This is a genomic window from Arthrobacter sp. NPDC057009, from assembly GCF_042673905.1.
Taxonomy (GTDB): Bacteria; Actinomycetota; Actinomycetes; order Actinomycetales; family Micrococcaceae; genus Arthrobacter.
In genome coordinates, this window is record NZ_JBHUSB010000001.1 from 437351 (window position 1) to 460962 (window position 23612).

Annotated in this window: 27 protein-coding genes; 12 read left to right on the plus strand and 15 right to left on the minus strand. The window is 67.0% G+C overall.

Annotated features, from left to right (window positions below; translation table 11 throughout):
- The first annotated feature begins 38 nt into the window (after positions 1-38).
- The 3 genes from ACFTR6_RS02005 to ACFTR6_RS02015 are packed head-to-tail and all read left to right on the plus strand — an operon-like array spanning position 39 to position 3163.
- Complete coding sequence (locus ACFTR6_RS02005; RefSeq protein WP_003805129.1) at positions 39-1322, plus strand: magnesium transporter MgtE N-terminal domain-containing protein; 1284 nt, start codon at positions 39-41, stop codon at positions 1320-1322.
- Positions 1303-2025 (plus strand): DUF1003 domain-containing protein, encoded by a 723-nt coding sequence (locus ACFTR6_RS02010; protein ID WP_377956689.1) that lies wholly within the window; start codon positions 1303-1305, stop codon positions 2023-2025. Before ACFTR6_RS02005 ends, ACFTR6_RS02010 begins: the two co-directional genes overlap by 20 nt.
- A 10-nt stretch (positions 2026-2035) precedes the next feature.
- On the plus strand, positions 2036-3163 hold the full coding sequence (locus ACFTR6_RS02015; protein WP_377956690.1) for an Mrp/NBP35 family ATP-binding protein: 1128 nt from the start codon (positions 2036-2038) through the stop codon (positions 3161-3163).
- 181 nt (positions 3164-3344) lie between these two features.
- On the opposite strand, the gene ACFTR6_RS02020 is transcribed toward ACFTR6_RS02015, so the two are convergent.
- From ACFTR6_RS02020 to sigE, 3 genes are all read right to left on the minus strand, one after another.
- A complete protein-coding gene (locus ACFTR6_RS02020; protein WP_087874357.1) occupies positions 3345-3743 on the minus strand; it encodes a Sec-independent protein translocase TatB in 399 nt (132 codons plus the stop codon).
- 90 nt (positions 3744-3833) lie between these two features.
- The gene (locus tag ACFTR6_RS02025) at positions 3834-4727 is read right to left on the minus strand and encodes a hypothetical protein (protein WP_083706352.1); all 894 of its coding nucleotides are present in this window, start codon (positions 4725-4727) and stop codon (positions 3834-3836) included.
- Between the two features lie 56 nt (positions 4728-4783).
- Positions 4784-5401 (minus strand): RNA polymerase sigma factor SigE, encoded by a 618-nt coding sequence (sigE, locus tag ACFTR6_RS02030; RefSeq protein WP_076801540.1) that lies wholly within the window; start codon positions 5399-5401, stop codon positions 4784-4786.
- Positions 5402-5718: 317 nt separating this feature from the next.
- Between sigE and ACFTR6_RS02035 the strand changes: the two genes are divergently transcribed.
- A complete protein-coding gene (locus ACFTR6_RS02035; RefSeq protein WP_076801538.1) occupies positions 5719-6351 on the plus strand; it encodes an O-methyltransferase in 633 nt (210 codons plus the stop codon).
- A 90-nt stretch (positions 6352-6441) separates the two neighbouring features.
- Here the strand turns inward: ACFTR6_RS02035 and ACFTR6_RS02040 are convergent, their stop codons facing one another.
- The 4 genes from ACFTR6_RS02040 to ACFTR6_RS02055 all read right to left on the minus strand — a co-directional run bounded on the left by ACFTR6_RS02040 (position 6442) and on the right by ACFTR6_RS02055 (position 9470).
- Positions 6442-6609 (minus strand): DUF3117 domain-containing protein, encoded by a 168-nt coding sequence (locus ACFTR6_RS02040; protein ID WP_009357720.1) that lies wholly within the window; start codon positions 6607-6609, stop codon positions 6442-6444.
- Positions 6610-6855: 246 nt separating this feature from the next.
- Positions 6856-8190 (minus strand): hypothetical protein, encoded by a 1335-nt coding sequence (locus ACFTR6_RS02045; protein ID WP_377956691.1) that lies wholly within the window; start codon positions 8188-8190, stop codon positions 6856-6858.
- On the minus strand, positions 8187-8627 hold the full coding sequence (locus ACFTR6_RS02050) for a DivIVA domain-containing protein (RefSeq protein WP_083706351.1): 441 nt from the start codon (positions 8625-8627) through the stop codon (positions 8187-8189). The genes ACFTR6_RS02045 and ACFTR6_RS02050 overlap by 4 nt, the downstream gene beginning before the upstream one ends.
- A 57-nt stretch (positions 8628-8684) precedes the next feature.
- Complete coding sequence (locus ACFTR6_RS02055; protein WP_076801535.1) at positions 8685-9470, minus strand: TIGR00730 family Rossman fold protein; 786 nt, start codon at positions 9468-9470, stop codon at positions 8685-8687.
- A 105-nt stretch (positions 9471-9575) separates the two neighbouring features.
- Here ACFTR6_RS02055 and ACFTR6_RS02060 point away from each other — a divergent pair, with 105 nt between their 5' ends.
- The 4 genes from ACFTR6_RS02060 to ACFTR6_RS02075 all read left to right on the plus strand — a co-directional run bounded on the left by ACFTR6_RS02060 (position 9576) and on the right by ACFTR6_RS02075 (position 12890).
- The gene (locus ACFTR6_RS02060) at positions 9576-10331 is read left to right on the plus strand and encodes an amino acid ABC transporter ATP-binding protein (RefSeq protein ID WP_076801533.1); all 756 of its coding nucleotides are present in this window, start codon (positions 9576-9578) and stop codon (positions 10329-10331) included.
- A gap of 85 nt (positions 10332-10416) precedes the next feature.
- Entirely contained in the window at positions 10417-11304 is an 888-nt protein-coding gene (locus tag ACFTR6_RS02065; protein ID WP_076801530.1) for a glutamate ABC transporter substrate-binding protein, read from the plus strand.
- A gap of 99 nt (positions 11305-11403) precedes the next feature.
- Positions 11404-12054, plus strand: coding sequence for an amino acid ABC transporter permease (locus ACFTR6_RS02070; protein WP_076801528.1), 651 nt, complete (start codon positions 11404-11406; stop codon positions 12052-12054).
- Positions 12051-12890, plus strand: coding sequence for an amino acid ABC transporter permease (locus ACFTR6_RS02075; RefSeq protein WP_377956692.1), 840 nt, complete (start codon positions 12051-12053; stop codon positions 12888-12890). The genes ACFTR6_RS02070 and ACFTR6_RS02075 overlap by 4 nt, the downstream gene beginning before the upstream one ends.
- Before the next feature lie 94 nt (positions 12891-12984).
- Here ACFTR6_RS02075 and dapE read toward each other — a convergent pair whose 3' ends face one another.
- Positions 12985-14109, minus strand: coding sequence for a succinyl-diaminopimelate desuccinylase (gene dapE, locus ACFTR6_RS02080; RefSeq protein ID WP_087874359.1), 1125 nt, complete (start codon positions 14107-14109; stop codon positions 12985-12987).
- Between the two features lie 139 nt (positions 14110-14248).
- On the opposite strand from dapE, the gene dapD reads away from it, so the two are divergent.
- Entirely contained in the window at positions 14249-15277 is a 1029-nt protein-coding gene (dapD, locus tag ACFTR6_RS02085; protein ID WP_076801524.1) for a 2,3,4,5-tetrahydropyridine-2,6-dicarboxylate N-succinyltransferase, read from the plus strand.
- An 86-nt stretch (positions 15278-15363) separates the two neighbouring features.
- Positions 15364-16215 (plus strand): hypothetical protein, encoded by an 852-nt coding sequence (locus ACFTR6_RS02090; RefSeq protein WP_377956693.1) that lies wholly within the window; start codon positions 15364-15366, stop codon positions 16213-16215.
- 52 nt (positions 16216-16267) lie between these two features.
- On the opposite strand, the gene ACFTR6_RS02095 is transcribed toward ACFTR6_RS02090, so the two are convergent.
- The 5 genes from ACFTR6_RS02095 to fdxA form a co-directional block, all read right to left on the minus strand.
- Entirely contained in the window at positions 16268-16879 is a 612-nt protein-coding gene (locus ACFTR6_RS02095; RefSeq protein WP_076803792.1) for a hypothetical protein, read from the minus strand.
- Between the two features lie 89 nt (positions 16880-16968).
- On the minus strand, positions 16969-17604 hold the full coding sequence (locus ACFTR6_RS02100; RefSeq protein ID WP_377956694.1) for a TetR/AcrR family transcriptional regulator: 636 nt from the start codon (positions 17602-17604) through the stop codon (positions 16969-16971).
- A gap of 121 nt (positions 17605-17725) precedes the next feature.
- Positions 17726-19027, minus strand: coding sequence for a citrate synthase (locus ACFTR6_RS02105; RefSeq protein ID WP_076801517.1), 1302 nt, complete (start codon positions 19025-19027; stop codon positions 17726-17728).
- A 308-nt stretch (positions 19028-19335) separates the two neighbouring features.
- Positions 19336-20475: a succinyldiaminopimelate transaminase gene (gene dapC, locus ACFTR6_RS02110; RefSeq protein ID WP_377956695.1), complete on the minus strand. Its 1140-nt coding sequence runs from the start codon at positions 20473-20475 to the stop codon at positions 19336-19338.
- Positions 20476-20487: 12 nt separating this feature from the next.
- On the minus strand, positions 20488-20814 hold the full coding sequence (gene fdxA, locus ACFTR6_RS02115; RefSeq protein ID WP_026265673.1) for a ferredoxin: 327 nt from the start codon (positions 20812-20814) through the stop codon (positions 20488-20490).
- Between the two features lie 152 nt (positions 20815-20966).
- Between fdxA and ACFTR6_RS02120 the strand changes: the two genes are divergently transcribed.
- A complete protein-coding gene (locus ACFTR6_RS02120; protein ID WP_377956696.1) occupies positions 20967-21224 on the plus strand; it encodes a hypothetical protein in 258 nt (85 codons plus the stop codon).
- A 12-nt stretch (positions 21225-21236) separates the two neighbouring features.
- On the opposite strand, the gene ACFTR6_RS02125 is transcribed toward ACFTR6_RS02120, so the two are convergent.
- Entirely contained in the window at positions 21237-22598 is a 1362-nt protein-coding gene (locus ACFTR6_RS02125; protein WP_377956697.1) for an MFS transporter, read from the minus strand.
- 63 nt (positions 22599-22661) lie between these two features.
- On the opposite strand from ACFTR6_RS02125, the gene ACFTR6_RS02130 reads away from it, so the two are divergent.
- A complete protein-coding gene (locus ACFTR6_RS02130) occupies positions 22662-23171 on the plus strand; it encodes a helix-turn-helix domain-containing protein (RefSeq protein WP_076801512.1) in 510 nt (169 codons plus the stop codon).
- A gap of 48 nt (positions 23172-23219) precedes the next feature.
- Here the strand turns inward: ACFTR6_RS02130 and ACFTR6_RS02135 are convergent, their stop codons facing one another.
- A complete protein-coding gene (locus tag ACFTR6_RS02135) occupies positions 23220-23588 on the minus strand; it encodes a hypothetical protein (RefSeq protein ID WP_377956698.1) in 369 nt (122 codons plus the stop codon).
- Between the last annotated feature and the right edge of the window lie 24 nt (positions 23589-23612).

Below are 23612 nucleotides of genomic sequence, written 5' to 3' on the forward strand. Positions count from 1 at the left end.
ATTCAGCTAAAAGAGAGCAGACTCGGTAGCCTGTAGAGGTGAGCACGAATCCTACCCGCGTCTTTGTTGCGCGCCTCCTGGGACTGGACGTCTTCGACCCTTTGGGCGACCGTCTGGGGCGGCTGCGCGACGTCGTGGTGCTCTCCCGCGGAACCCGGGGCGCCCCGCACGTGGTGGGCATCGTCGTCGAAGTCCCCGGCAAAAAGCGCGTCTTCGTTCCCATGACCCGCATTACCTCCATCGACCAGACGCAGGTGATCTGCACCGGCCTGGTCAACCTCCGCCGCTTTGAGCAGCGCGGCGCCGAGACCCTGGTGGTGGCGGAAATGTTCGACCGCCGGGTCACCCTCACCGATGGCAGCGGCGACGCCACTATCGAGGACATCGCCATGGACCAGCACCGTTCGGGCGACTGGTTCGTGAGCAAGCTGTTCGTCCGGCGCGGGCATTCCCTGGCTCCCCTGAGCAGGCTGCGCCGCAACGAGACCATGATCATCGACTGGGCCGACGCGCACCAGGGCGCCAAAACCGAGCCCCAGGCCGCCACGCAGTTCGTGGCCAACCACGAGGACCTCAAGCCCGCGGACTTCGCCGAAGCGCTGCAGGAAATGAGCGACAAGCGGCGCTTCGAGGTGGCCAGCGAACTCCAGGACGAGCGGCTCGCCGACGTCCTCCAGGAACTGCCCGAGGACGACCAGGTGGAAATCCTCTCCGCCCTCGACGTCCAGCGCGCCGCCGACGTCCTCGAGGAGATGGACCCTGACGATGCCGCCGACCTCCTCGGCGAGCTCCCGTCCGCACAGGCCGAGGAACTCCTTCAGCTGATGGAGCCCGAGGGTGCCGAGGACGTCCGGCGCCTCCTCGAGTACGACGAGGACACCGCCGGCGGCCTCATGACCCCCGTGCCGGTCATCCTGCCGCCCGAGGCCACGGTGGCCGAGGCCCTCGCCCACGTCCGGCGCGAGGAACTCTCCCCCGCCCTCGCCTCCTCCATCTTCATCGCCCGTCCGCCGCTGGAGACCCCCACCGGCCGGTTCCTCGGCGTGGTCCATATCCAGCAGCTGCTGCGCTTCCCGCCGTTCGAGTCTCTCGGCAACCTCGTGGACAAGAACCTCGAGCCGCTCTCGGACCTGGCGCACATCAGCGAAGTGGCCCGCACGCTCGCCACGTACAACCTGAACTCGCTGCCCGTGGTCAACCAGGCCGGCCGGCTGGTGGGCGCAGTGACAGTGGACGACGTCCTGGACCATCTGCTGCCCGATGACTGGCGGGCGAATGACGGCGAGGCTCCGGTCAGGAAGCTTGGTGGCCGCATTGGCTGAAAACACGTCAAAGGGAGCCCGCCAGGGCGGCAAGCAGGGTGCGCAGGGCAGCCTGGACACGCCGCTGAGCGGCCGCCAGCGCATCCTGCCGAAGCTCTCGCCCAACCCTGATGCGTTCGGCCATGCCACCGAGGGCTTCGCCCGCTTCATGGGCACGCCGCAGTTCCTGCTTTACATGACCGTGTTTTGTGCGTTCTGGCTGGCCTGGAACACATTCGCGCCCAGGGATTGGCAGTTCGACAAGGTCGAACTCGGATTTACGCTCCTGACACTCATGCTGTCCCTGCAGGCCTCCTATGCCGCACCGCTGCTGCTGCTCGCACAAAACCGCCAGGACGACCGCGACCGCGTGTCGCTCCAGCAGGACAGGCAGCGGGCCGAGCGCAACCTGTCGGACACTGAGTACCTCACGAGGGAACTGGCCGCGCTGCGGATCGCGCTGCGTGAAGTGGCCACCCGCGACTACGTCCGGGCGGAACTGCGCAGCCTGCTCGAAGACCTGCTGGAAGCCCAGGAGGAGCTCCGCTCCCACGAACCGTCCGGGCCCGGAAGCCATGAATCGCCGCGCGAACTGGTCCGGGAAAAGCTGAAGGAGAAGCGGGAGAGGCAGCGCAATCCCCGCACCCAGCAAATCCCCAAGGTCAAGTCTGAAAATATGCGGCAGGGCCGGCCAGCCCACCGACCCACCCCTCCCGAAAGCTGAGCATTACGGCATGAGCACCACCCTCGTTCAGGCAGTCAACGCTGCCCTGGCAACCGTCATCGACCCGGAACTCCGCCGCCCCATCACGGAACTGGGCATGGTTGATTCCGTGGAGATCTCCGACGACGGGACCGTCCGGCTGGCGGTGCTGCTCACCATTGCCGGCTGCCCGCTGCGCGACACCATCACCAGGGACTCCGAGGCGGCGCTCCTGGACGTTCCCGGCGTCACCGGCGTCGAGGTTGACCTGAAGGTCATGACCCAGGCGCAGCGCGACGCACTGAAGGAGCAGCTGCGCGGCCCCGGCGGCCAGCGCGGAATCCCGTTCAACCAGGCAGGGTCCCTCACCAAGGTCTTTGCAGTGGCCAGCGGCAAGGGCGGAGTGGGCAAGTCCTCCGTGACCGTCAACCTCGCCTGCTCACTCGCGGCACAGGGGCTGCGCGTGGGCATCGTGGACGCGGACGTGTACGGCTTCTCGGTGCCGGCCCTGATGGGGATCAGCCAGGCCCCCACCCGAGTTGACGACATGATCCTCCCGCCGGTGGCCTACGGCGTGAAAGTCATTTCCATCGGCATGTTCGTCACCGGCAACCAGCCTGTGGCCTGGCGCGGGCCCATGCTGCACCGGGCCCTCGAGCAGTTCCTCACCGACGTCTACTTCGGCGACCTCGACGCACTCTTCCTGGATCTTCCGCCGGGCACCGGGGACATCGCCATCTCGGTGGCGCAGCTGCTGCCCAAGGCCGAGATCCTGGTGGTCACCACGCCGCAGGCCGCCGCAGCCGACGTCGCGGAGCGTGCCGGTGCCATCGCCACCCAGACCGGGCAGACAGTGGCAGGAGTCATCGAGAACATGTCCTTCCTGGAAATGCCCGATGGCGGGCGGATGGACCTGTTCGGCACCGGCGGCGGAGAGGTGCTCGCCGAGAGGCTGAGCGCGTCGACCGGGACCGATGTGCCGCTGCTGGGCCAGATCCCGCTGGACATTCTCCTGCGCGAGGGCGGCGATTCCGGCAAGCCCATCGTGCTGGGCGGCCCGGACACGCCGGCCGCAGCGGCGCTGTCCGGCATCGCGGAGAAACTCGCGGCCCGGCCGCGCGGCCTGGCCGGGATGAAGCTGGACGTCCAGCCCCGCTGATGGAGCCGGGGGCGGGGCCCACGCCGGGTTCCTTGGCCGGGGCCCACGCCGGCGAGGGGCCCGGCCTGAGCTTGCGAAGGCGGGGAGCCGGTGGGGACTTGCGAAGGCTGGGAGCCGGTGGCGGGGCCCACGCCGGCGAGGGGCCCGGCCTGAGCTTGCGAAGGCTGGGAGCCGGTGGGGACTACGTGGCCTCTGAATCGAAGGGGGCCGCTTCGCCGTAGGGCAGCTGCTCGATGATGCGCTCCGGCCGCGCCTCGGAGTGGGTGGCGGCGGCCGACGCGGCTGCGGCTACCGCCGCCGGGCCGCCGGCACTGACCGGCTTGGTGTCGTCCTCGAGGAGTGCTTCCTTGATGATGCGCCGCGGGTCGTACTGCCGGGGGTCATACTTCTTCCAGTCGACTTCATCGATGTCGATGCCGACTTCTTCCTTGATCTGTTCCCGGGCGCCGGAGGCCATCCGCCGCACTTCACGGACCAGGTTTGCCAGTTTTTGGGTGTATTCGGGCAGCCTCTGGGGGCCGATCACCAGGATGCCGATGAGCAGCAGAAGAAGAAACTCCGGGCCGTTGATTCCAAACACTTTAGGAAGATTACCCTCTCCGGGGAGGCAGTGACGATTTCGACCCCGAGCGCGCCTGGCGGGGGCATCCTGCAGCGACGGGGAAGCGTCTCAAAGCCCCAACTGGCGGGCCATCTTGCGCAGGCCGCGCTCGACCCGTTCGACGGCAGTTTCCGGCACCGGCCCCTCGGTGGCCGCCGCGCCGCCGGCCGCGTCCGCCCCGGCGGCGAGGCCAGGTCCGGCCATGTTTCCGGGCCCGGCGAGCATCGCCACGGCGTCGTCAGCCGCGGCGGCAGGCAGGTCCGACACATAGGTGAACGTGCTTCCCGATGTCTGGTAAATCGCGCTCCACGGCGACCCTGCCTTGACCCAGACCCGGCCGTCCGCCGCCCCGGGCATGTCCACGGGAACGTAACCGTCGATTCCCGCCGGATGGCCGGTCAGCGGGTTGACTGGCCAGGGATCCGCCAGGGATCCCTGGTGCTGTTCCAGAATCCGTGCTGTGTGCTGCCCATCGGTGAGGCGCAGTTCAACCGTGGGCTGGCCCGCCAGGACTGTTGTGCTGGCGGACACAAGACGGAAGCCCATCGCGCGCAGTTCGGGGCAGGTCCAGCCGGAGGAGCGCAGCGCGGCGAGGCGGCTGTCCGTTCCCGGCGAGTGCCCGGACTGGCCGTAGAGCGAGGCCGCGCCCGCGGCATACTGCCTCGGTTCACCAGCGGCGGCGTAAGCTCCGGCGGCGACCGCCCCGGCTGCCACCACGGCCACCCCGCCGGCCAGCCCGGCCAGCCTCATCCGGCTGGGCCGGGTAACGGGGGCAGGCGCCATAGCCAACTGCTGGGTGCGGAGCAGCAGCCTGGCTGTCAGTTCCTCACTGGCCGCCGGTACCTCGGCCGTACGGAGCCGCTCAATGTACTGGCGCTGCCGGTGCAGGGCGCTGGCGCATTCGGCACACGCGCGGATATGGTCCGTTGTCTGCGGGTGCCGCGCGCCGCCAAGCGTCGGCAACCCTGTCTTCTTCCTCAGCCCCTCCAGCAAGCGATGTAGCTGACGCATGTCGCCGATCAGAGAATGCCGGCGATGCGGGGCATCTTCAGCCGCGGCTTGCGCGCCTGCTGCGGGCGCGGATCCCGGTGGGCAAGCTTTTCGCGCAGCATGGTCCGGCCGCGGTGGATGCGTGACCGCACCGTGCCCAGCTTCACACCGAGGGCCTCGGCGACTTCGTCGTACGACAGTCCCTCAAGGTCGCACAGGACGACGGCGGCACGGAAGTCCGGCGGGAGTTCCTCGAGGGCGGCCTGGACGTCCAGGTCAAGGTTATTGAGTTCAAAGCTTTGCTCGGGACCGGGTTCCCGGCCGGGCAGCCGTGACTCGGCGTCCTCGGCCAGCGCGTCAAAGCGGATCCGGCTCTTGCGGCGGGCCTGGTCCAGGAAGAGGTTGGTAGTGATGCGGTGCAGCCAGCCGTCCAGGGTTCCCGGCTTGAAGTTCTCCAGGGAACGGAAGACACGGACGAACACCTCCTGGGTGAGGTCCTCGGCGTCGTACTTGTTGCCGGTAAGCCGGTAGGCGAGCCGATACACCTTGGCGGAGTGGTTGGTGACCACTTCTTCCCATGTGGGCACGGCCCATTCGGCGGCTGGCTCTTCAGTTGCAGGGACAGGTGCCGCAACGGATGCTGACATCGTCCACTCCCCTCGTGGATGTAATAACGCCTGACGTGCTTTACATCATTGGTTCGGCGCCGATCACCACTTGGATGAGCGGATTATTATCATGTCAAAGTTGGCTGGGAATTTCCTGACTGCGGAGCCCCTCTTTGCTAAAAGCGCAACTCCGGATCGGGAATTCCTGCCTCTTTTGGAGGAATTCACCTCCCCTCAGCCCGGCGGCGGGACAGTATTCGCCATCACAGGCGCCCTTACTGTCACTTGCCGCTTGGGCGCCGTCCAACCAAGTACGCTGTAAGAACATGCCCCCTGCCGCCCAGAAAGCGAAACCCATGAGCGCCGACAAGTCCACGAGCTGGTCCTATGCAGAAGATCTGCCTGCCGAGGATGAGGTCTTGCTGCGCGCGCGGGAGCGTTCGTTCGAACTTGGCGTCACACCCATCGGCCGCGGCGTTGGCGCCGTGCTGACTGTCCTGGCGGCGGCTTCCAAGGCGCAGACCGCCGTCGAGATTGGCACCGGTGCCGGCGTCTCGGGCGTCTGCCTGCTCCGCGGTCTCGGCCCGCAGGCCGTGCTCACCACCATCGACGTGGACGTCGAGCACCTGAAGGCCGCGCGGGAGGCGTTCCAGGAAGCAGGCAGCCCGGCGAACCGCACCCGCACCATCTCCGGCCGCGCCGGCGATGTCCTGCCGAGGCTCACCGACGCCGCGTATGACCTCGTTTTCATCGACGGGGACAAGCCCAACTTTCCCCGCTACGTCGAGCAGGCCATACGCCTGCTCAAGACCGGTGGCCTGCTGATCGTCAATGACGCCCTGGACAAGGACCGGGTGTCCAACCCTGCGGCCCGTGACGCCACCACCGTTGTGCTGCGCCAGGTGGGCAAGGCCGTGCGCGACGACGACCGGCTGGCTTCCGCGATGCTCCCCACCGGTGACGGGCTGCTGGTAGCCGTCAAGAAATAGGCCGGTCGGACAGGACTGTCCAAACGGCCAAAAAGGGCCAGGAAAAAGGCAGGGCCCGCAGCCTTCCGGCTGCGGGCCCTGCCTCAATTCTTATTCGGTGACGCCGACGAGGCATTCCTTCAGGTTGGCCGCCTCTGCGGCATTAAGTTCAACCACGAGCCGGCCGCCGCCTTCGAGCGGCACACGCATGATCAGGCTGCGGCCCTCCTTGGTTACTTCCATAGGGCCGTCGCCGGTGCGTGGTTTCATAGCCGCCATGAGGAAAATCCCCTCCAGTAGTCCCAGGACCGAGCAGCCCGGCCGGGCTGAGTCCGCGTGGTCAAAACAAAGCCGCTCTGGCGGTCCTTTCGGCAGCCGCCATGGCTGAACAATCCGAATGCTATCTGTCCTTGCTTAGTACCTATTATCCTGTAATTACCCGTCTGTAGCTAATCGATGGACAATTCGTCCGCGGCCGGATTCCTGCGCCCTTCTGCGGTCTGAGCTGGGGAAACCCCGGACGTGTCACGGCGGATAGTCGCCTCCGCCAGGCAGTTGCGCCCACGCCCACAGCCAGACGATCCACACGATCTGCAGCAGGATGAACATCGTGATGACGGCCCCCCGGTAGGCGCGCGACCGGGAAACGAGCGCGGCGGCCAGGGCAAGCGGAAACAGCGGCAGCAGCATGCGGAAGGTGCTGGTCTGCGGGTGCAGGAACATCACGAGGTATCCCATGTAGCACACGCACCACAGCCGGAGTTCCGGCCCCAGCCGGCGCACCGGCGGGGACGCCATGAAGAGTCCGAACACCGCCACGAAGACGAACGGCGCCACGAGTCCCAGCACGGGCCCGAACAGTTGGATGCCGGTGTCGAACCAGGGCTTGAACGGCACGAGGTCGTGCCCGCGCCATACGGTTTCGGTCTTGGTGTAGGCAGCGATGTCCCCGGTGGTCGCCCAGGCGATGGCAGGCCAGGCGAGGGCCCCTGCGCAGCTGACGGCAGTGAGCACTGCGAGGGACCACAGATCATTCCTGCTGTGGACCCGGCGCCGTGTGCCGGGCCGTCCGCTGGTTCCAAAATCCCTGTTTCGCGCCTCGAGCCACGCTTCCCACGCCCGGTACAGGAACAGGATCCCGACGGCCGCCGCAAACGGCACGCCGGTGGGCCGGGAGAGGCACATGGCCAGAACCACCGGAATGGCCCAGAGGTAGTGCCGCCGGATTACCAGCAGCAGCGCAGTGGCCAGCAGCAGGAGGTTCAGGGATTCCGCGTAGGGAACCTGCAGCACCGGCGAAACGGGGAACGTGGAGAAGAACGCGGTGCCCCACAGGGCCGGCCAGTGGGCCGCCTTGGTGCGGAACAGCCGATAGACCACCAGCGAGGCCGCCAGCCCGGCGAACATGGCGATCAGGATGAGCGCAGCGGCGGGGCTCATGCCCGTGGCAGCAGACAGCATCCGCCCCAGCGTCGGAAACAGCGGATAGAAGGCCCAGGTGTTCTCCTGGACGTTCCCGGCCGCGTCCACCGGCAGTTCCGACGGGTACCCGCCGGTCATGACGGACTCGTACCACCGCGCGTCCCAGATGTTGATGAAGTTCCAGTAGTCGGGCTTGGCCGGGAACCAGGGGTTCAATCCCTGGTGCAGTGCCGCCGACATGAAGATGCAGGCGCTGACCAGCCGGGCGGCCACGTAGACCGCCGCCACCTGCGCCCACCACGGCCAACGGACCAGACGGCCGCCGATCCGTTCCGCGGCGCCGCGGAACACCGCATCCAGGCGCGTCCCGGAATTCGACGGCGGGGGTTCGGCTGTTGCAGGCGGCACCGGGCCCGGAGACGGCATGGGCGAACTCACGCCCGTTCCTCGGCGGCCGGCTGTCCAGTTGCTCGCTGATCAGTGGCCAACTGTTCCATTGCCGGCTGTTCGGTGGCCGGCAACTGTCCGGCATAGGCGAGCAGTTGCCCCCGGAGACGTTCAATTTCGGCGTTCTTGGCGGCCAGCTGGTCGCGCAGGTCGTCCAGCACCTGGTCCACCTGGTCCATCCGATAACCCCGGAGCCCCAGCGCAAACCGGACATGGTCGACGTCGGCCGGCGTGGCGTCGTCGGGAAGCAGCACCGGCGGCAGGGATGCCACGGGCTCATCGAACCCGTCTTTGAACCCGTCCCCCGCGAGGGGCACACGGGCGCGTTTCCTCCGCAATATGCCCGCCCCGATGTCAGTCCCGATGAGGGCGGTGGCTCCAATCAGGACGATGGCGAGGAAAACGAGGAAGAAACTCACATCACCCATCGTGCCAGACGCAGCCCCGCCCGCCCCTGCGGCCCGCGCATCTGCCGGCCGGAGCCGCTACTCGGGGCGCTGGTCGCCGTTCGTGGAGGGCGCCCGAACATGGCCGTGGAGGACCAGATTCACGGCTTCCTCCGGGCTGTCCACCACCTGGATAAGGTCCAGGTCCTTTTCCGAGACCATGCCCTCCGCCACCAGCGTGCCCTTGATCCAATCGATCATCGGTCCCCAGAACTGCGCCCCCAGCAGGACGATCGGGAACGAGGTCACCTTCTGCGTCTGGACGAGGACCATGGCTTCAAAGAGCTCATCCAGAGTGCCGAGGCCGCCGGGAAGAACGATGAAGCCCTGGGCGTACTTCACGAACATGGTCTTCCGGGCGAAGAAGTAGCGGAAGTTGATGCCGAGGTCCACCCACTGGTTCAGGCCCTGCTCGAACGGCAGTTCGATGCCGAGGCCCACAGATACTCCGTTGCCCTCCACGGCTCCCCTGTTGGCCGCTTCCATCGAGCCAGGCCCGCCGCCGGTGATGACGGCCACGCCGGCTTCAGCCAGTTTGCGTCCCACCTCGACGCCCATGTCGTAGAACGCGCTGCCGGGCTTGGTGCGCGCGGAGCCGAACACGCTGACCGCCTGGCCCAGGTCGGAAAGCGCACCAAAGCCTTCCACGAACTCGCTCTGGATCCGCATGACCCGCCACGGGTCGGTGTGGATGAAGTGGCCGGGTCCCTTGGTGTCGAGCAGCCGCTGATCCGACATTTCCACGGCCGCCTGCTTGCGGCGCAGTTCTAGGGGCCCTTTCCGGCGGGGCTGTACTGATTTTGACGGATCTGCGTTGATGCTCATCCCCCAAGGCTAACCTGCTGACCTGCAGGTATCTCTTGAATTACGATCAGCGGAAGTTGGGGTGATTCCGGTCATAACCGGACAATGTTCGCTAGATTCATTCCTATGACTACTCAACTGCCCGGCGACGCACTCGTCTCCCTGAATGCCGTCAACAAGCATTACGGTCAGCTGCACGTTCTGAAGGACATCAATCTCCAGGTCCGCAAGGGCGAGGTGGTTGTGGTCATTGGCCCGTCAGGTTCGGGAAAATCCACGCTATGCCGGGCCATCAACCGGCTTGAGACCATCGACGACGGCGACATCGCCATCGACGGCAAGCGCCTGCCCGAGGAGGGCAAGGAGCTTGCCCGGCTCCGCGCCGACGTCGGCATGGTGTTCCAGTCCTTCAACCTGTTCGCGCACAAGACCATCCTGGAAAACGTGACCCTGGGCCCCATCAAGGTCAAGGGCATGTCCAAGGCCGAAGCGGACAAGGAGGCCATGGCCCTGCTGGAGCGCGTGGGCGTGGGCCACCAGGCACCCAAGCTGCCGGCGCAGCTCTCCGGCGGCCAGCAGCAGCGCGTGGCCATCGCCCGCGCCCTCGCCATGAAGCCCAAAGTCATGCTGTTCGACGAGCCCACCTCGGCGCTCGACCCGGAAATGATCAACGAGGTCCTGGACGTCATGATCCAGCTGGCCAAGGAGGGCATGACCATGATCGTGGTGACCCACGAGATGGGCTTCGCCCGCAAGGCCGCCGACCGCGTGGTGTTCATGGCCGACGGACAGATCGTGGAGGACGCCACTCCCGAGGAGTTCTTCACGAACCCCCAGAGCAGCCGCGCCAAGGACTTCCTGTCCAAGCTGCTCACGCACTGACAACCAATTCCGCAGTCCCCAGCTTCAAGACCACCCGATTTTGCACCCAGGCCGTCATCGGCGGCCGCCCAATGAAAGGAATGTCATGAAGGCATTTTTGACCCGAAGGAAATCCCTTCTGGCAGCAGCATCCGCGGCCATCGCTCTCACACTGAGCGCTTGCGGCGGCGGCGGCACCGGGACCGGCTCCAACCCCTCGCCGGTCGAGAAGCCCAGCTTCGCTGCAGGAACCACCATGGAAAAGCTCGCGTCCGCGGGCAAGATCACCATTGGTACCAAGTTCGACCAGCCCCTGTTCGGCCAGAAGGGCCTGGACGGCAAGCCGGTCGGTTTCGACGTCGAAATCGGCAAGCTGCTCGCCGCCAAGCTGGGCATCCCGGCGGACAAGATCGAATGGGTCGAAACCGTCTCGGCCAACCGTGAGCAGTTCATCAAGCAGGGCAAGGTGGACATGATCGTGGCCACCTACACCATCAACGACAAGCGCAAGACCGAAGTTGACTTCGCCGGCCCGTACTACGAAGCCGGCCAGGCCCTCATGGTGAACAAGGACAACACTTCGATCACCAAGCCCGAAGATGTCAAGGGCAAGAACGTCTGCTCCGTGACGGGCTCCACCCCGGCCTCCACCATCGTGGAGAAGTACGGCGCGGTCCTGGTTCCGGCCGCCACCTACTCGGGCTGCCTCGAACCGCTGCGCAACAAGCAGGTGGAAGCTGTGACCACCGACAACGTCATCCTGGCAGGCTTCGTGAACAAGGAGCCCGACGCGTTCAAGCTGGCATCTGACGAGACCTTCACCAAGGAGCCTTACGGCATCGGCCTTAAGAAGGGCGACACCGAGTTCCGCACCTGGATCAATGACCAGCTGGAAAGCTTCTCCAAGGACGGCTCCTACAAGAAGGCCTGGGAGGACACGGCAGGCGCGGTCATCAAGACGGCTCCGGAACTTCCGGCCATCGACCGCTACTAGGACGATCGTGGCGGTTACCGGCGGCTGTGCTTCCATGGCCTGCCGGTAACCGCCGCTTCCGTTTTCCGCACATTCCCCTGAACGCAGCTAAAGGATCCTATGGACGTCATTATTGAAAGCCTCCCGCAATACTGGGACGGTTTTCTCAGAACCCTGTTCCTGGCCGCCGTTTCCGGCATCATCGCGCTGATTGCCGGCACCTTGCTGGCCGCCGCCCGGGTCTCCCCCGTGGCTGCCCTCCGCGGCTTCAGCATGTTCTACGTTGAGGTGGTGCGCAACACCCCGCTCACCATCGCCTTCTTCTTCGCGGCAGTGGTCCTCCCCCGGCTCGGCGTGACCTTCCAGCAGTTTGAGGTCGCCGCCATCATCGCCCTGAGCGCCTACACGGCCGCGTTCATCGCCGAGGCCGTGCGTTCGGGCGTCAACAGCGTTCCCGTGGGCCAGGCCGAGGCTGCCCGCAGCATCGGCATGAAGTTCGGCCAGGTGCTGTCGCTGATCATCCTGCCGCAGGCGCTCCGCACCGTGATTCCGCCGATGATCAACATCCTCATCGCGCTCGTCAAGAACTCCTCCGTGGCCGGTGCCTTCTATGTGCTGGAACTGTTCGGCTACGGCAAGCAGCTCGCCAACGACCATGGCGACGCCGTCATGTGGGTCCTCGCGGGCGTTGCCTTCTTCTATCTCCTGATCACCGTGCCGCTGGGCTACCTCGCCCACCAGGTTGAACGAAAGGTGGCGATCGCCCGATGAGTTCGGTTCTCTACGACATCCCCGGCCCCAAGGCCCGCCGCATCTCACTGATCGGGTCCGTGATCGGCGTCGTGCTGATCGCCGCCCTGCTGGCCTGGGCCATCATGACCCTCGCCCAGCAGGGGATCTTCCAGGCGCAGCGCTGGGCGATCTTCAGCCAGGCGGATGTCTGGACGCTGATCTTCAACGGCATCGGTGCGACGCTGAGCGCGGCGGCCATCGCAGCAGTCATCGCCTTTCCGCTGGGACTCCTGCTGTGCCTGATGCGCATTTCCGACGTCGCCTGGATCCGGGTCCCCACCAGGATCGTGCTGGAGTTCCTGCGCGGCATGCCGGTGGTCCTGATGATGCTGTTCGTGCTGCTGGTCTTCGCCACCAGTTCGTTCATCGCCGTAGTGGCCGGCCTGGTCCTTTACAACGCCGCGATCTTCGCCGAGATCATCCGCGCAGGTATCCAGTCCCTCCCCCGGGGCCAGCGCGAAGCGGGTTTGGCGATCGGCCTGACGAGCTTCCAGTCCCGGCTGACCATCGAACTGCCGCAGGCAATCCGCCGCATGCTGCCGTCCCTCGTGGCGCAGCTGGTGGTCCTGCTGAAGGACACGTCGCTGGGCTACATCGTCGCTTACGCCGAACTGCTGCGCGCAGTGCAGGTGATGGCGGACTTCCTGGGCCCGCAGTTCCTGTTCCCGGTGTTCTTCGTGGCCGCGGCCATCTACATCGCCATCAACCTTGCAGTGTCCCGGCTGGCCATCTGGATCGAGCGGCACGGGTCCAAGAAGGCCGCAGGCGGAGTGGCGAAGGCCCCCACCGCCGGCGTTTCCACCGTCGTGAAATAAAACCGGTGAAGTAAGGCAGGCATTCACAACGAAGGGTCCGCGGCCATCCGGCTGCGGACCCTCCGTGCTTAACGTCCGTTTGGATTGCCGGCTCTCAGGACAGCCATGTCTGCAGGGCGCGGAGGCAGGTGCGGATGGCTTCGGCCTCCACGTGCTCGTTGTCCTTGTGCGCCAGGAGCGCATCCCCGGGCCCGAAGTTCACGGCGGGGATGCCCAGTTCGCTGAAGCGCGCGACGTCGGTCCAGCCGTATTTGGGTTTCGGCTCACCGCCCACGGCGGCCACGAAGGACGCGGCGGCAGGGTGGTTCAGCCCCGGCCGCGCGCCGGCGGCGCTGTCCGTACGGACCACGTTGAACCCGTCCAGCAGCGTCCGCACGTGCTCTTCGGCCTGGTCCGGGGTCTTGTCCGGGGCGAAGCGGTAGTTGATCTCCACGGTGCAGCGGTCCGGGATGACGTTGCCCGCGGTGCCCCCGTTGATCTTCACCGCGTTCAGGCTTTCGCGGTAGTCCAGGCCATCCACAGTCACGGTCTGCGGGCTGTAGGCCGCGAGCCGTTCCAGGATGGGCGCGGCGGCATGGATGGCGTTGCGGCCCATCCAGGCCCGGGCGGAGTGTGCGGCTTCGCCGGAAGTGGTGGCGTGGAAGCGCATGGTGCCGTTGCAGCCGCCCTCCACGGTGCCGTCGGTCGGCTCGAGGAGGATGGCGAAATCACCGCCGAGGAGCCCGCCGTGGTTCCGGACCAGCCGGCCCAGCCCGCTCTTGACGGCTTCCACCTCCTCATGGTCGTAGAACACAAAGGTGACGTCCTTGCTCGGTTCCGCCCCGCCGTCGAACATTGAGGCTGCCAGTGCAAGCTGGACCGCCACACCGCCCTTCATGTCCGTGGCGCCGCGGCCGTACAGGACGCCGTCGCCGGGAACCCCGGACGGCCAGCTGGACGGCACCGTTCCGAGCGACCCCTCGGTGATGGGCAGCGGCACGGTGTCCAGGTGGCCTGCCAGAATGACCCGCTCGCTCCGGCCGAGGTTGGTCCGGGCGATGATCGAGTCGCCGTCACGGACCAGGTGGAGGCCGGGCAGTTGGCGGAGCGCCTCCTCGACGGCGTCCGCAAGCTGGCGCTCGTTGCCGGAGACGCTGTTGATGTCGATGAGCGCTGAGGTCAGCAGTGCCACGTCCTGGCGCAGGTCAAGGGTTACGGGGGCTGTTTCGGCAATCACCATCCCACTGTATCCCGCGCCTGCCGGTCCCCACCGGGCACCAGCCCGGCGGCCCGCCCGGCGCCCGGCAGGCCGACAAATGCGGTTCAGAGAGGTGAATACCGGTTTCGGTGCGTCCACGTCGTCTCGATAGACTTGGCGCATGACTGAAACCGCTTCTTCCGCCGTGCCCGCTGCCCAGACACTGTCCGACGAATCCCGTTCGGCTTATGGCTTCGGCGTAGCCACCATCGCCACGCGGAACGGCGAAGCCACTGTGCTGGACGCATGGTTCCCCGCCCCCGCCCTGGGTGTGGCCGCCGAAAGCCTCCGCGCCGTGGAAAACGCCGATGAAACCCTGACGGACATCGCGGCTGCCGGCACCGACGCCGACCGCGGCACCGAACAGAAGGTGGTGTTTGTCCAGATCAACCTGGACGAGGCCCCGGCCGACACCGCCGACGCCTACCTGCGCCTGCACCTGCTCTCGCACCGCCTGGTCCAGCCCAACAGCATCAACCTGGACGGCATCTTCGCCAAGCTCCCGAACGTCGTCTGGACCAACTTCGGCCCGTGCGCCGTGGACGGGTTCGAGCTGACCCGCGCCAAGCTGCGCAAGCGCGGCGCTGTCACCGTCTACGGCGTGGACAAGTTCCCCCGCATGGTGGACTACGTCGTTCCCGCCGGCGTGCGCATCGCCGACGCCGACCGGGTGCGCCTGGGCGCCCACCTCGCCGCAGGCACCACCGTCATGCATGAAGGCTTCGTGAACTTCAACGCCGGCACCCTGGGCACCTCCATGGTTGAGGGCCGCATTTCCGCCGGCGTGGTGGCCGGCGACGGCACCGACGTCGGCGGCGGCGCCTCGATCATGGGCACGCTCTCCGGCGGCGGCAAGGAGAAGGTGTCCCTGGGCCAGCGGGTCCTGCTGGGCGCCAACTCCGGCGTCGGCATCAGCATCGGGGACGACTCCGTGGTGGAAGCCGGGCTGTATGTCACGGCAGGCACCCGCGTGCGCATTGCCGGCCCCAAGGACGCCGACGGCGAGGACACCAGCAAGATCGTCAAGGCCGTGGAGCTGTCCGGCGTCCCGAACCTGCTCTTCCGCCGCAACTCCACCACCGGTGAGGTCGAAGCCCTGCCCCGCAAGGGCCAGACCGTGGAGCTGAACGACGCCCTGCACGCCAACTGACCGCACGCGAACCCACCGGACGAACCGACCGGACATAGCCGGCACGCCCCTGCACGGGCGTGCCGGCAGATTGCTGGAGTAACCACGTGACACCCAGACGCAGGCTGCGCCGGGCTGTGATCATCGGCCTCTTCCTGGTCCTGGTCGGCGGCGGCATCTATACCGCAGCCACCTTGGTGCAGCGTTCCGAGAAGCTGATCACCGAGGAATGCACTGCCGCCGTGGGCACGCAGCGGTCCCAGCTCGCCACCGACCAGGCAGCGAACGCCGCGCTGATCACCGCTGTCTCAGTGCGCCGCGGGCTTCCTCCGCGCGCAGCGAGCATTGCCCTGGCCACCGCGATGCAGGAATCCAAGCTCCGGAACATTAGCCACGGAGACCTTGCAGGCCCGGATTCCAGAGGGCTCTTCCAGCAGCGGCCGTCGCAGGGCTGGGGCACCCAGGAACAGGTCATGGACCCCGTCTACGCCGCAAACGCCTTCTACGACGCCCTCGTGAAGGTGCCCGGCTATGCCACCCTTGAAATCACCGATGCCGCACAGCGGGTCCAGCGCTCCGCCTACCCCACCGCATACGCCGAGCACGAAAGCATGGGACGCGCTTTTGCCTCGGCGCTGACGGGTGAGACGCCCGCAGCCCTGAACTGCACCCTCCGGTCTCCCGAAGCCGCCGGTGACCCCGCCGTCCTGCTCAGCGAACTGGGAGCCGCCTACGGCAACATCCCCGCGGCGGCTACCGGCCAGACCGTGAAGGTCGAGGTCGCCGACAGCTATGCCTGGTCCGTGGCCCACTGGGCAGTGGCCAACGCCAAGGAGCTTTCGGTGGAACGGGTGGACGTGGGCAACAAGCGGTGGGACAGGAAAGCCCGCGACGGGTGGCAGGATGCTCCCGACGCCGGCGGCGGGGTGGCCATCACGCTGGCCGCCGCAGGGTCCTGAACCAGCCGGCCCCTGAACCAGCCAGAGCCTGAACCACCCGGGTCCCGAACAGCTAGACGAGCATCTCCACAACCGGCTGCACGTAGCTGCGGAACACCTCAGGCTGCGACAGCAGTTCGCGGCTCATGATGATCTTGTCCGGTTCCAGGTACCATGCCCGCTGCTCGTCCAGCGGCAGCTCGATGATGGATAGCGCAAAGTCCCGGGAATCCCGGCCCACCTCCAGGAGCCTGTCCTCCACGATGTCCTCGAGCAGATGTGCTGAGCCTGCGGCCACCCGCTCGGCCTCCAGCTCGGCGTACTCCGCGCGCCGTTCCCGGGCCCACGTGAGGGCTGCGCCGAAGTGGGCCTGCAGGACCTTGCGCAGCGCCGGGGAGTTGCCGAAGGCCCGGAAGCCTGGCGGTGACAGTTCGGGGGACATCTGCGGATGGGCCTTCAGGAGCTGCTCCCACCAGGCTTCCCACTCGGTTTTCAGGGCGCTTTTGCCGCCGACGTCGGCCGTGAGGTGGGCGTGGTCCACGTGGCGGACCTTCGGTGCGGCATGCGACAGCGCCGGGAAACCCGCGCCGTCGAGCCCGGCAACGTCACGTATGTAGAGGGCAATGAGCATGGGCCCTGACGTGTCCATTGTGATGTCCCAGCCTGGACCGCCCGTGTGCTGCATGCGCATGCCTCCTTGCATCTTGATGCCCGCCCAGTCTTTGCCGGCAACCCCGTCTCCGGCTCCCAGTCTATTCCCCCGGACCGGAGACGTTAATGGCTGGCGCCGACCCTCCTGCGGAGTCCGTCAATATGGGTTTCGAGCACGTCCCGGCACATTTCCGGGGACATCCAGCCCGGCTGGAGCAGGGCGTGCATGGCCAGCCCGTCCAGGGTGGCCAGCAGGTGTTCGGCCGCCGTCACCAGCTGCGGCCCGGCACCGCCTCCGGAGGCGGCCTCCTCGCCCAGAAGCCGGGTGATCACCTGGCCGACGACGGCGGCCACCGCGCGGTGGCTCCTGTCCGCCTCGGCAGCCAGGAAGGGCCGGCTCCGCGCAGCGTTCCGGAAGGCCAGCCAGGCGCACGCGTCCAGGGCACGGTCCTCGTCCAGGGGCAGGAATTCGCCCAGCAGTGTTAATACCGCCCGGCCCTGGTCCGCTTCAGCGGCTGCCACCAGCCCGGTGAGCGCGGCGTTGAGACGCGCCAGGATCCGGTCCGATACGGCGGCGAAGGCGAAGGCCAGCAGGTCATCACTGCTGTCGAAGTAGTGCCGGACCGATCCCACGGCGAGGCCTGCCTCGTCTGCCACCTCGCGCAGGGATGCCCGTTCCAGGCCGTCCGTGGCAATGATCCTGCACACGGCGGCAACGATCTCCTGCCGCCGCTGCGCGGCGTCCACGATTTTCGGCACCCTTGTTTCTAGCACGGCTGTGCGGTGAAAAGGCGGCGGCGCTCCGGAGGGAGCAAGTGCTTTAAAAGACGACGGCGGCCGCCCACCGGAAAGGTGGACGACCGCCGTCGTCTGGAAACTGCTAGCGGGCGGGGTACTGCCGCTCGGGCTCTCCTGTGTAGAGCTGCCGCGGACGGCCGATCTTGGTGTTGGGATCGTTGATCATTTCGCGCCACTGGGCAATCCAGCCGGGAAGCCGGCCGATGGCGAACAGCACGGTGAACATCTTCTCGGGGAAGCCCATGGCCTTGTAGATCAGGCCGGTGTAGAAGTCCACGTTCGGGTACAGCTTGCGCTGGATGAAGTAGTCGTCGCCGAGGGCCTTCTCCTCGAGGCGCATGGCGATGTCCAGAAGCTCGTCGTGGCCGCCGAGCTTGCTGAGGACCTCGTGGGCGGTTGCCTTGATGATCTTGGCCCGGGGGTCGTAGTTCTTGTACACCCGGTGGCCGAAGCCCATGAGGCGGACGCCGTCTTCCTTGTTCTTGACCTTCTCCATGTAGTCCTCGGGCTTGACGCCGTCGGCCTGGATCTGGCGGAGCATCTTCAGGACGGCCTCGTTGGCGCCGCCGTGGGCCGGGCCGAACAGGGCGTTGATGCCGGCGGACACGGACGCGAAGAGGTTGGCGTTGGAGGAGCCCACCAGGCGCACCGTGGAGGTGGAGCAGTTCTGCTCGTGGTCCGCGTGCAGGATGAGGAGCAGGTCCAGGGCCTTGACCACAACCGGGTCCAGCTCGTACTGCTCGGCCGGCAGGCCGAAGCTCAGGCGCAGGAAGTTCTCCACGAGGTTCATGGAGTTGTCCGGGTACAGCATCGGCTGCCCGATCGACTTCTTGTGCGCGTAGGCCGCAATGACCGGCAGCTTCGCCATCAGGCGGATGGTGGAAACCTCCACCTGCTCGTCGTTGAACGGGTCCAGCGAGTCCTGGTAGAAGGTGGACAGCGCGGACACGGCCGAGGACAGCACGGGCATCGGGTGCGCGTCGCGGGGGAAGCCGCCGAAGAAGCCCTTGAGCTCCTCGTGCAGCAGCGTGTGGCGGCGGATCTTCTGGTCGAATTCGTCCAGTTCCGTCGGGGTCGGGAGGTTGCCGTAGATCAGCAGGTACGAAACCTCCAGGAAGCTGGAGTGCTGGGCAAGCTGCTCGATCGGGTAACCGCGGTACCGCAGGATGCCTGCGTCGCCGTCGATGTAGGTGATGGCCGACGTCGTGGCGGCCGTGTTCATGAAGCCGGGGTCAAAGGCAACGGCGCCGGTCTGCTTCAGTAGCTTGGAAACGTCGTAGCCTTCGTTTCCCTCAACAACTTTGATGCGCGGGAGTTCGAGTTCGCCGCCTGCGTGGCGCAAGATCGCACTGGTGGTCTCAGTTGCGCTGGTGGTCTCAGTCATGGAGTCCCCTTCATGAGGCCTCTTGGCCTCTCTAGAAAGCTTGATCCAACATCAGGTGAGCCGCGCGGCTATCCCGCACGGCGGGACGTCCAACGGCCGTGCTGCCTTCTTGTAGAAAGCCACCATTGATAGTCAGTTAAAAACTACCGCCACTTGCGGGCTGCCACTAATCCGGGAGCGCCGGATTGTCCCTAAAACGGGCCCGTTGTGGCGCGAGTCACACCATTGTTACGGCGTCCGGAGCCGCAAAAGTCGGCGGCCTGGCGGGCCGGCGCGCCACGGAACCGCCGGAACCGTGGGGCAAGGTGCTAGGCCAGGCGAGCCACCGCGGCGTCGATCCGTTCGTCGGCGCCGGTGAGTGCCACACGCACGTAGCCGTGTCCGGCGTCGCCGTAGAACACGCCCGGGCCCACCACGATCCCGCGCTCCGCGAGGCGTGCCACCGTATCCCACGTGGCTTCGCCCGCCGTGCACCACAGGTACAGGCCGGCGGCGGACTCATGCAGCGTCAGGCCGAAGGCCTCGAGTGCGGGCAGGAGCCGCTCCCGGCGCCCGCGGTACAGGTCCTTCTGCGCCAGGACGTGTGCGTCGTCGCCCAGGGCCACGCGCATTGCTTCCTGCACCGGGTACGGCACGATCATGCCGGCGTGCTTGCGGCTGTTGACGAGGTTGGCCATGAGGGCGGCATCACCGGCAACAAAAGCGGCCCGGTAACCGGCCAGGTTGGACTGCTTGCTCAGCGAGTACACGGCAAGGAGCCCGTCGTGGGATGGGCCGGCCACGCGAGGATCGAGGATGCTGGGAACAGCCTGCCCTCCGCGCTGCAGGTCCCACTCCCCCCAGCCCAGCTCGGCATAGCATTCGTCGGACGCCACCAGCGCGCCGATTTCACGGGCATGGTCCACGATCTTCTTCAGTGACGCGGCGTCCCGGACGCTGCCGGTGGGGTTGCCCGGGGAGTTGACCCAGACCAAACGGACCCGGGCCCGGGTGGCTGCGTCCAGCTCGTCCAGGTCGTCGGCTGCCACTGCCGTGGCACCGGCGAATGTGGCCCCGATGTCGTAGGTCGGGTAGGCCACCGTGGGCCGCACAACGACGTCGCCAGGCTTGAGGCCGAGCAGGAACGGCAGCCACGCCACGAGTTCCTTGGAACCCACGGTCGGCATGACGGCGCGGGGGTCGAGCCCTTCCACGCCGCGGCGGCGCGCGAACCATGCGGCGATGGCCTCACGGAGCGCCGGCGTGCCGTGGACGGTGGGGTAACCCGGCGCGTCCGCGGCTGCCTTCAGGGCGTCCTGGATGACCGGCGGCGTGGGGTCCACGGGCGTGCCGATGGACAGGTTGACCGCACCGCCGGGGTGCTCAGCCGCTTTGGCGAGGTACGGCGCCATCGCTTCCCACGGATAGTCGGGCAGGCTCAGGCCGAAACTGCGCACAGCTGTAGTCACGAAAGGTCCGCCTCAGTGGTCCTGGTTCTGCGGCGGGAGCGCTGCAATCATCGGGTGGTCCTTGCCGGTGTTGCCCACCTTGGCGGCTCCACCCGGAGAGCCGAGGTCGTCAAAGAACTCGACGTTTGCCTTGTAGTAGTCGGCCCATTCCTCGGGGGTGTCGTCCTCGTAGTAGATGGCTTCCACCGGGCAGACGGGCTCGCAGGCACCGCAGTCGACGCACTCATCGGGATGGATATAGAGGGAGCGTTCGCCTTCGTAGATGCAATCGACGGGGCACTCCTCAATGCATGCCTTGTCCTTAACATCCACACACGGCTGCGCGATTACGTACGTCACGTCCCTTGCCTCTCCACGTTGATTCCCGGCGACTGGCCGGTGCTGCATCCGGCCTGCATGCCGGGCTGTCCTTATCAGAGCCTATTATCTCCCACGCCTGTACCGCCAACGAAGCGGCGCGTCATACTCCGGGCAGGTCATACGATGGACCGGTGAGTCCCACGACACCAACGCCCCGGCAGTTCCTGGCCACTGCCCCTGCCGGAACGCGCGTAGTGGTCCGGTACAGGATCGACGGCGGCTTTACGGACGCGCTGGGAGACCTCCTTGCGTGCGGCGAAACTGAATGCACCGTGCGGACCCGGAGGTCCGACGTCGGCATCCCCCTTGATCTGGTGGTGGCCGCCAAGCAGGTGCCGCCGGCACCTCCGCGGCGGGGTGCACGGCCGACGCCGCCCGGAACCGGCTGACAGCAGCCGCGCCTATCCCCTGCCGCCGGCTGCGCCTCCTTCCGGCGCATCGTCTTCCAGCAGGTCGCCCTCCGGCACCTCATCCGGGAGTGCCTCATCCGGAAGCACTTCGTCCGGAAGGGTGCGCATCGTGCGCAGGGGCGAGAACAGGACCGGCGCGGTGGCGAGCAGGCTGCCCGCCGCTCCGATCATCATGGTGGGCACCAGGCCAAGGTGCCCGCCCAGGTAGCCCGAAGCCAGGGCCGCCAGCGGCATCACGCCCCACACCGCAAACCGGATGGACGCATTCATGCGGCCAAGCAGCCGTGGCGGGCAGACCCGCTGGCGCATGGTGAGCTGCAGGACGTTGTAAACCAGGACGCTGAAGCCGAACCCGAGTTCGGAGACCAGCAGCAGCACCAGTGAGGCTGCGGGCTCGGAAACCATCCCCGCAAGCGGCACCAGCAGCAGGAAGACCGAGCTGACCATGGCACAGACAGGTATGGCCGTACCCTCGCCGATCCGGGCGGCGACCCGTGGCGCCTTGACGGCGCCCAACAGTCCGCCGACGGCGCCCACAGTCATGATCAGCCCCATGCCCTGGGGCCCCAGCCCTAGGTTTCGCAGCACCAGCACCGGCATCAGCGTATAAATCAGCATGCCGGAAAAGTTCATCCCGCCGGTGCAGGCCGCGATGCGGCTGATAAGCGGGTGCCGGACAACAAAGGAGAGCCCCTCCCCGATTTCGACCGGAAGGGGGCGCCGCGCGGCCGCCGGCACCCGCACCTCCCAGTCGCGGGTGCGGGCCAGGAAGACTGCGGAGAGCAGGTAGCCCGCGGCTTCCCCCACGAACAGCACGGGAGCCGACACGACCGCGAGCAGCCCGCCACCGGCAGCGGGTCCGCCGATGCGGGCTATCTGGGCCGTCGCCTCAAGCTTTGAGTTGGCCTCCCGCAGATGCGGGGACGGCACCAGGACCGGAACGTAGCTCTGGTAGGCGACGTCGAAGAACACCGTGGCCGTCCCCACGATCGCCGCCACGGCATACAGGTGCCAGATTTCCAGGCTGCCGCTCCACCACAAGAGAGGCACCACGGCCATCGCGGCCATCCGCAGCAGGTCCGCGGTGATCATGGTCCTGCGTTTCAGCCAGCGGTCCACCCAGGCCCCGGCCGGCAGCCCGACAGCCAGGAACGCGGCTAGACCTGCGGCGTTCAGCACGCCCACCTCGAATTCGGAGGCGTGGAGCAGGGTGACGGCCAGGACGGGGAACGCCAGCTGTCCCAGCTGCGCACCGAACTGGCCCAGAGCCTGTCCGGCCCAGAAAGTGGTGAAGTTGCGGTCCCGCCACAGCGATGTTTTTGCGGGATCCGCCGCTGTCGGTTCGGCAGTCACGGCTTCAGTCTTGACGGGCGATTGACATATGTCAATCAGTTATTGCTCGTTACACTTGCGTCTATGGAACTCCCGCAGGACAGCGGCGATGCAGACCTCGTGGCCAAGGGCCGCGCCCTGAGCTCGCCGCTGCGGCTGAGGATCCTCCGGCTATGCCTGCACCAGTCACGGACCAACAAGGAGATCGCCGAACTGCTCGGGCTGAATCCCGCGTCCAGCCTGCATCACGTCCGGACTCTGGTGCGCACCGGATTCCTGCTGCCGGAGGAGCGGCGGAAGGGCCGGCGCGGAGCCACGGAAGTGCCCTACATCGCCAGCCGCAAGTCCTGGAGCACCCCTATGGACAATGTGGCGCCCGTGCTCATCGAGACATTCCTCCAGGAAACCCGGGACCTGCCGCCCGAAGACATCGAGGTGTGGCGGCTCGGGGTCAAGTTCAACGCCGCCCGGCGGGAGGAAATGCTGGGCAAGCTGCGCGCCGTCGTCGAGGAATACACGGCTCTTCCCGCGGACGACGACGGCGAGGCCACCTCGCTGATGATTGCCCACCACCGGGACCCGACGGCGGATTAGCGGCGGCACCGCTGCCGCTGGGAGCGCTCCCGCTGGCAGCGCTGCCGGCTAGCGGCGGTACCGCCGGCACCACACCAGCATCACGACCGTCACGGCCACAGTCCCGTACACCCAGATCATCCCGGCCAGGTCCCCCGCGATCAGCCGCTTGCCGGGCTCCATCCCGGACCACCAGCCGGCCAGGACGTAACAGCCGGCGCCGCACACCGCCGTCGGAATCAGCGTCCGGAACGCCGCCCCGAGGAACAACTGGAGTGACGCCAGGAGCAGCAGCGCCGCCACGGCGCCCAGCGGCAGGGCAGCGCCGGTGGCCGGAAGCTCCTGGCGGTGCAGCGCGGTTCCGGCGAGGGCAGCAAAAAGAGCTGCCGGCAGGGCGGCGGCCAGGCCGCCTGCCCTGCCGGCAGCTCCTCTGTTCATGGTTCCGGGTCCCTGCAGGAGGGA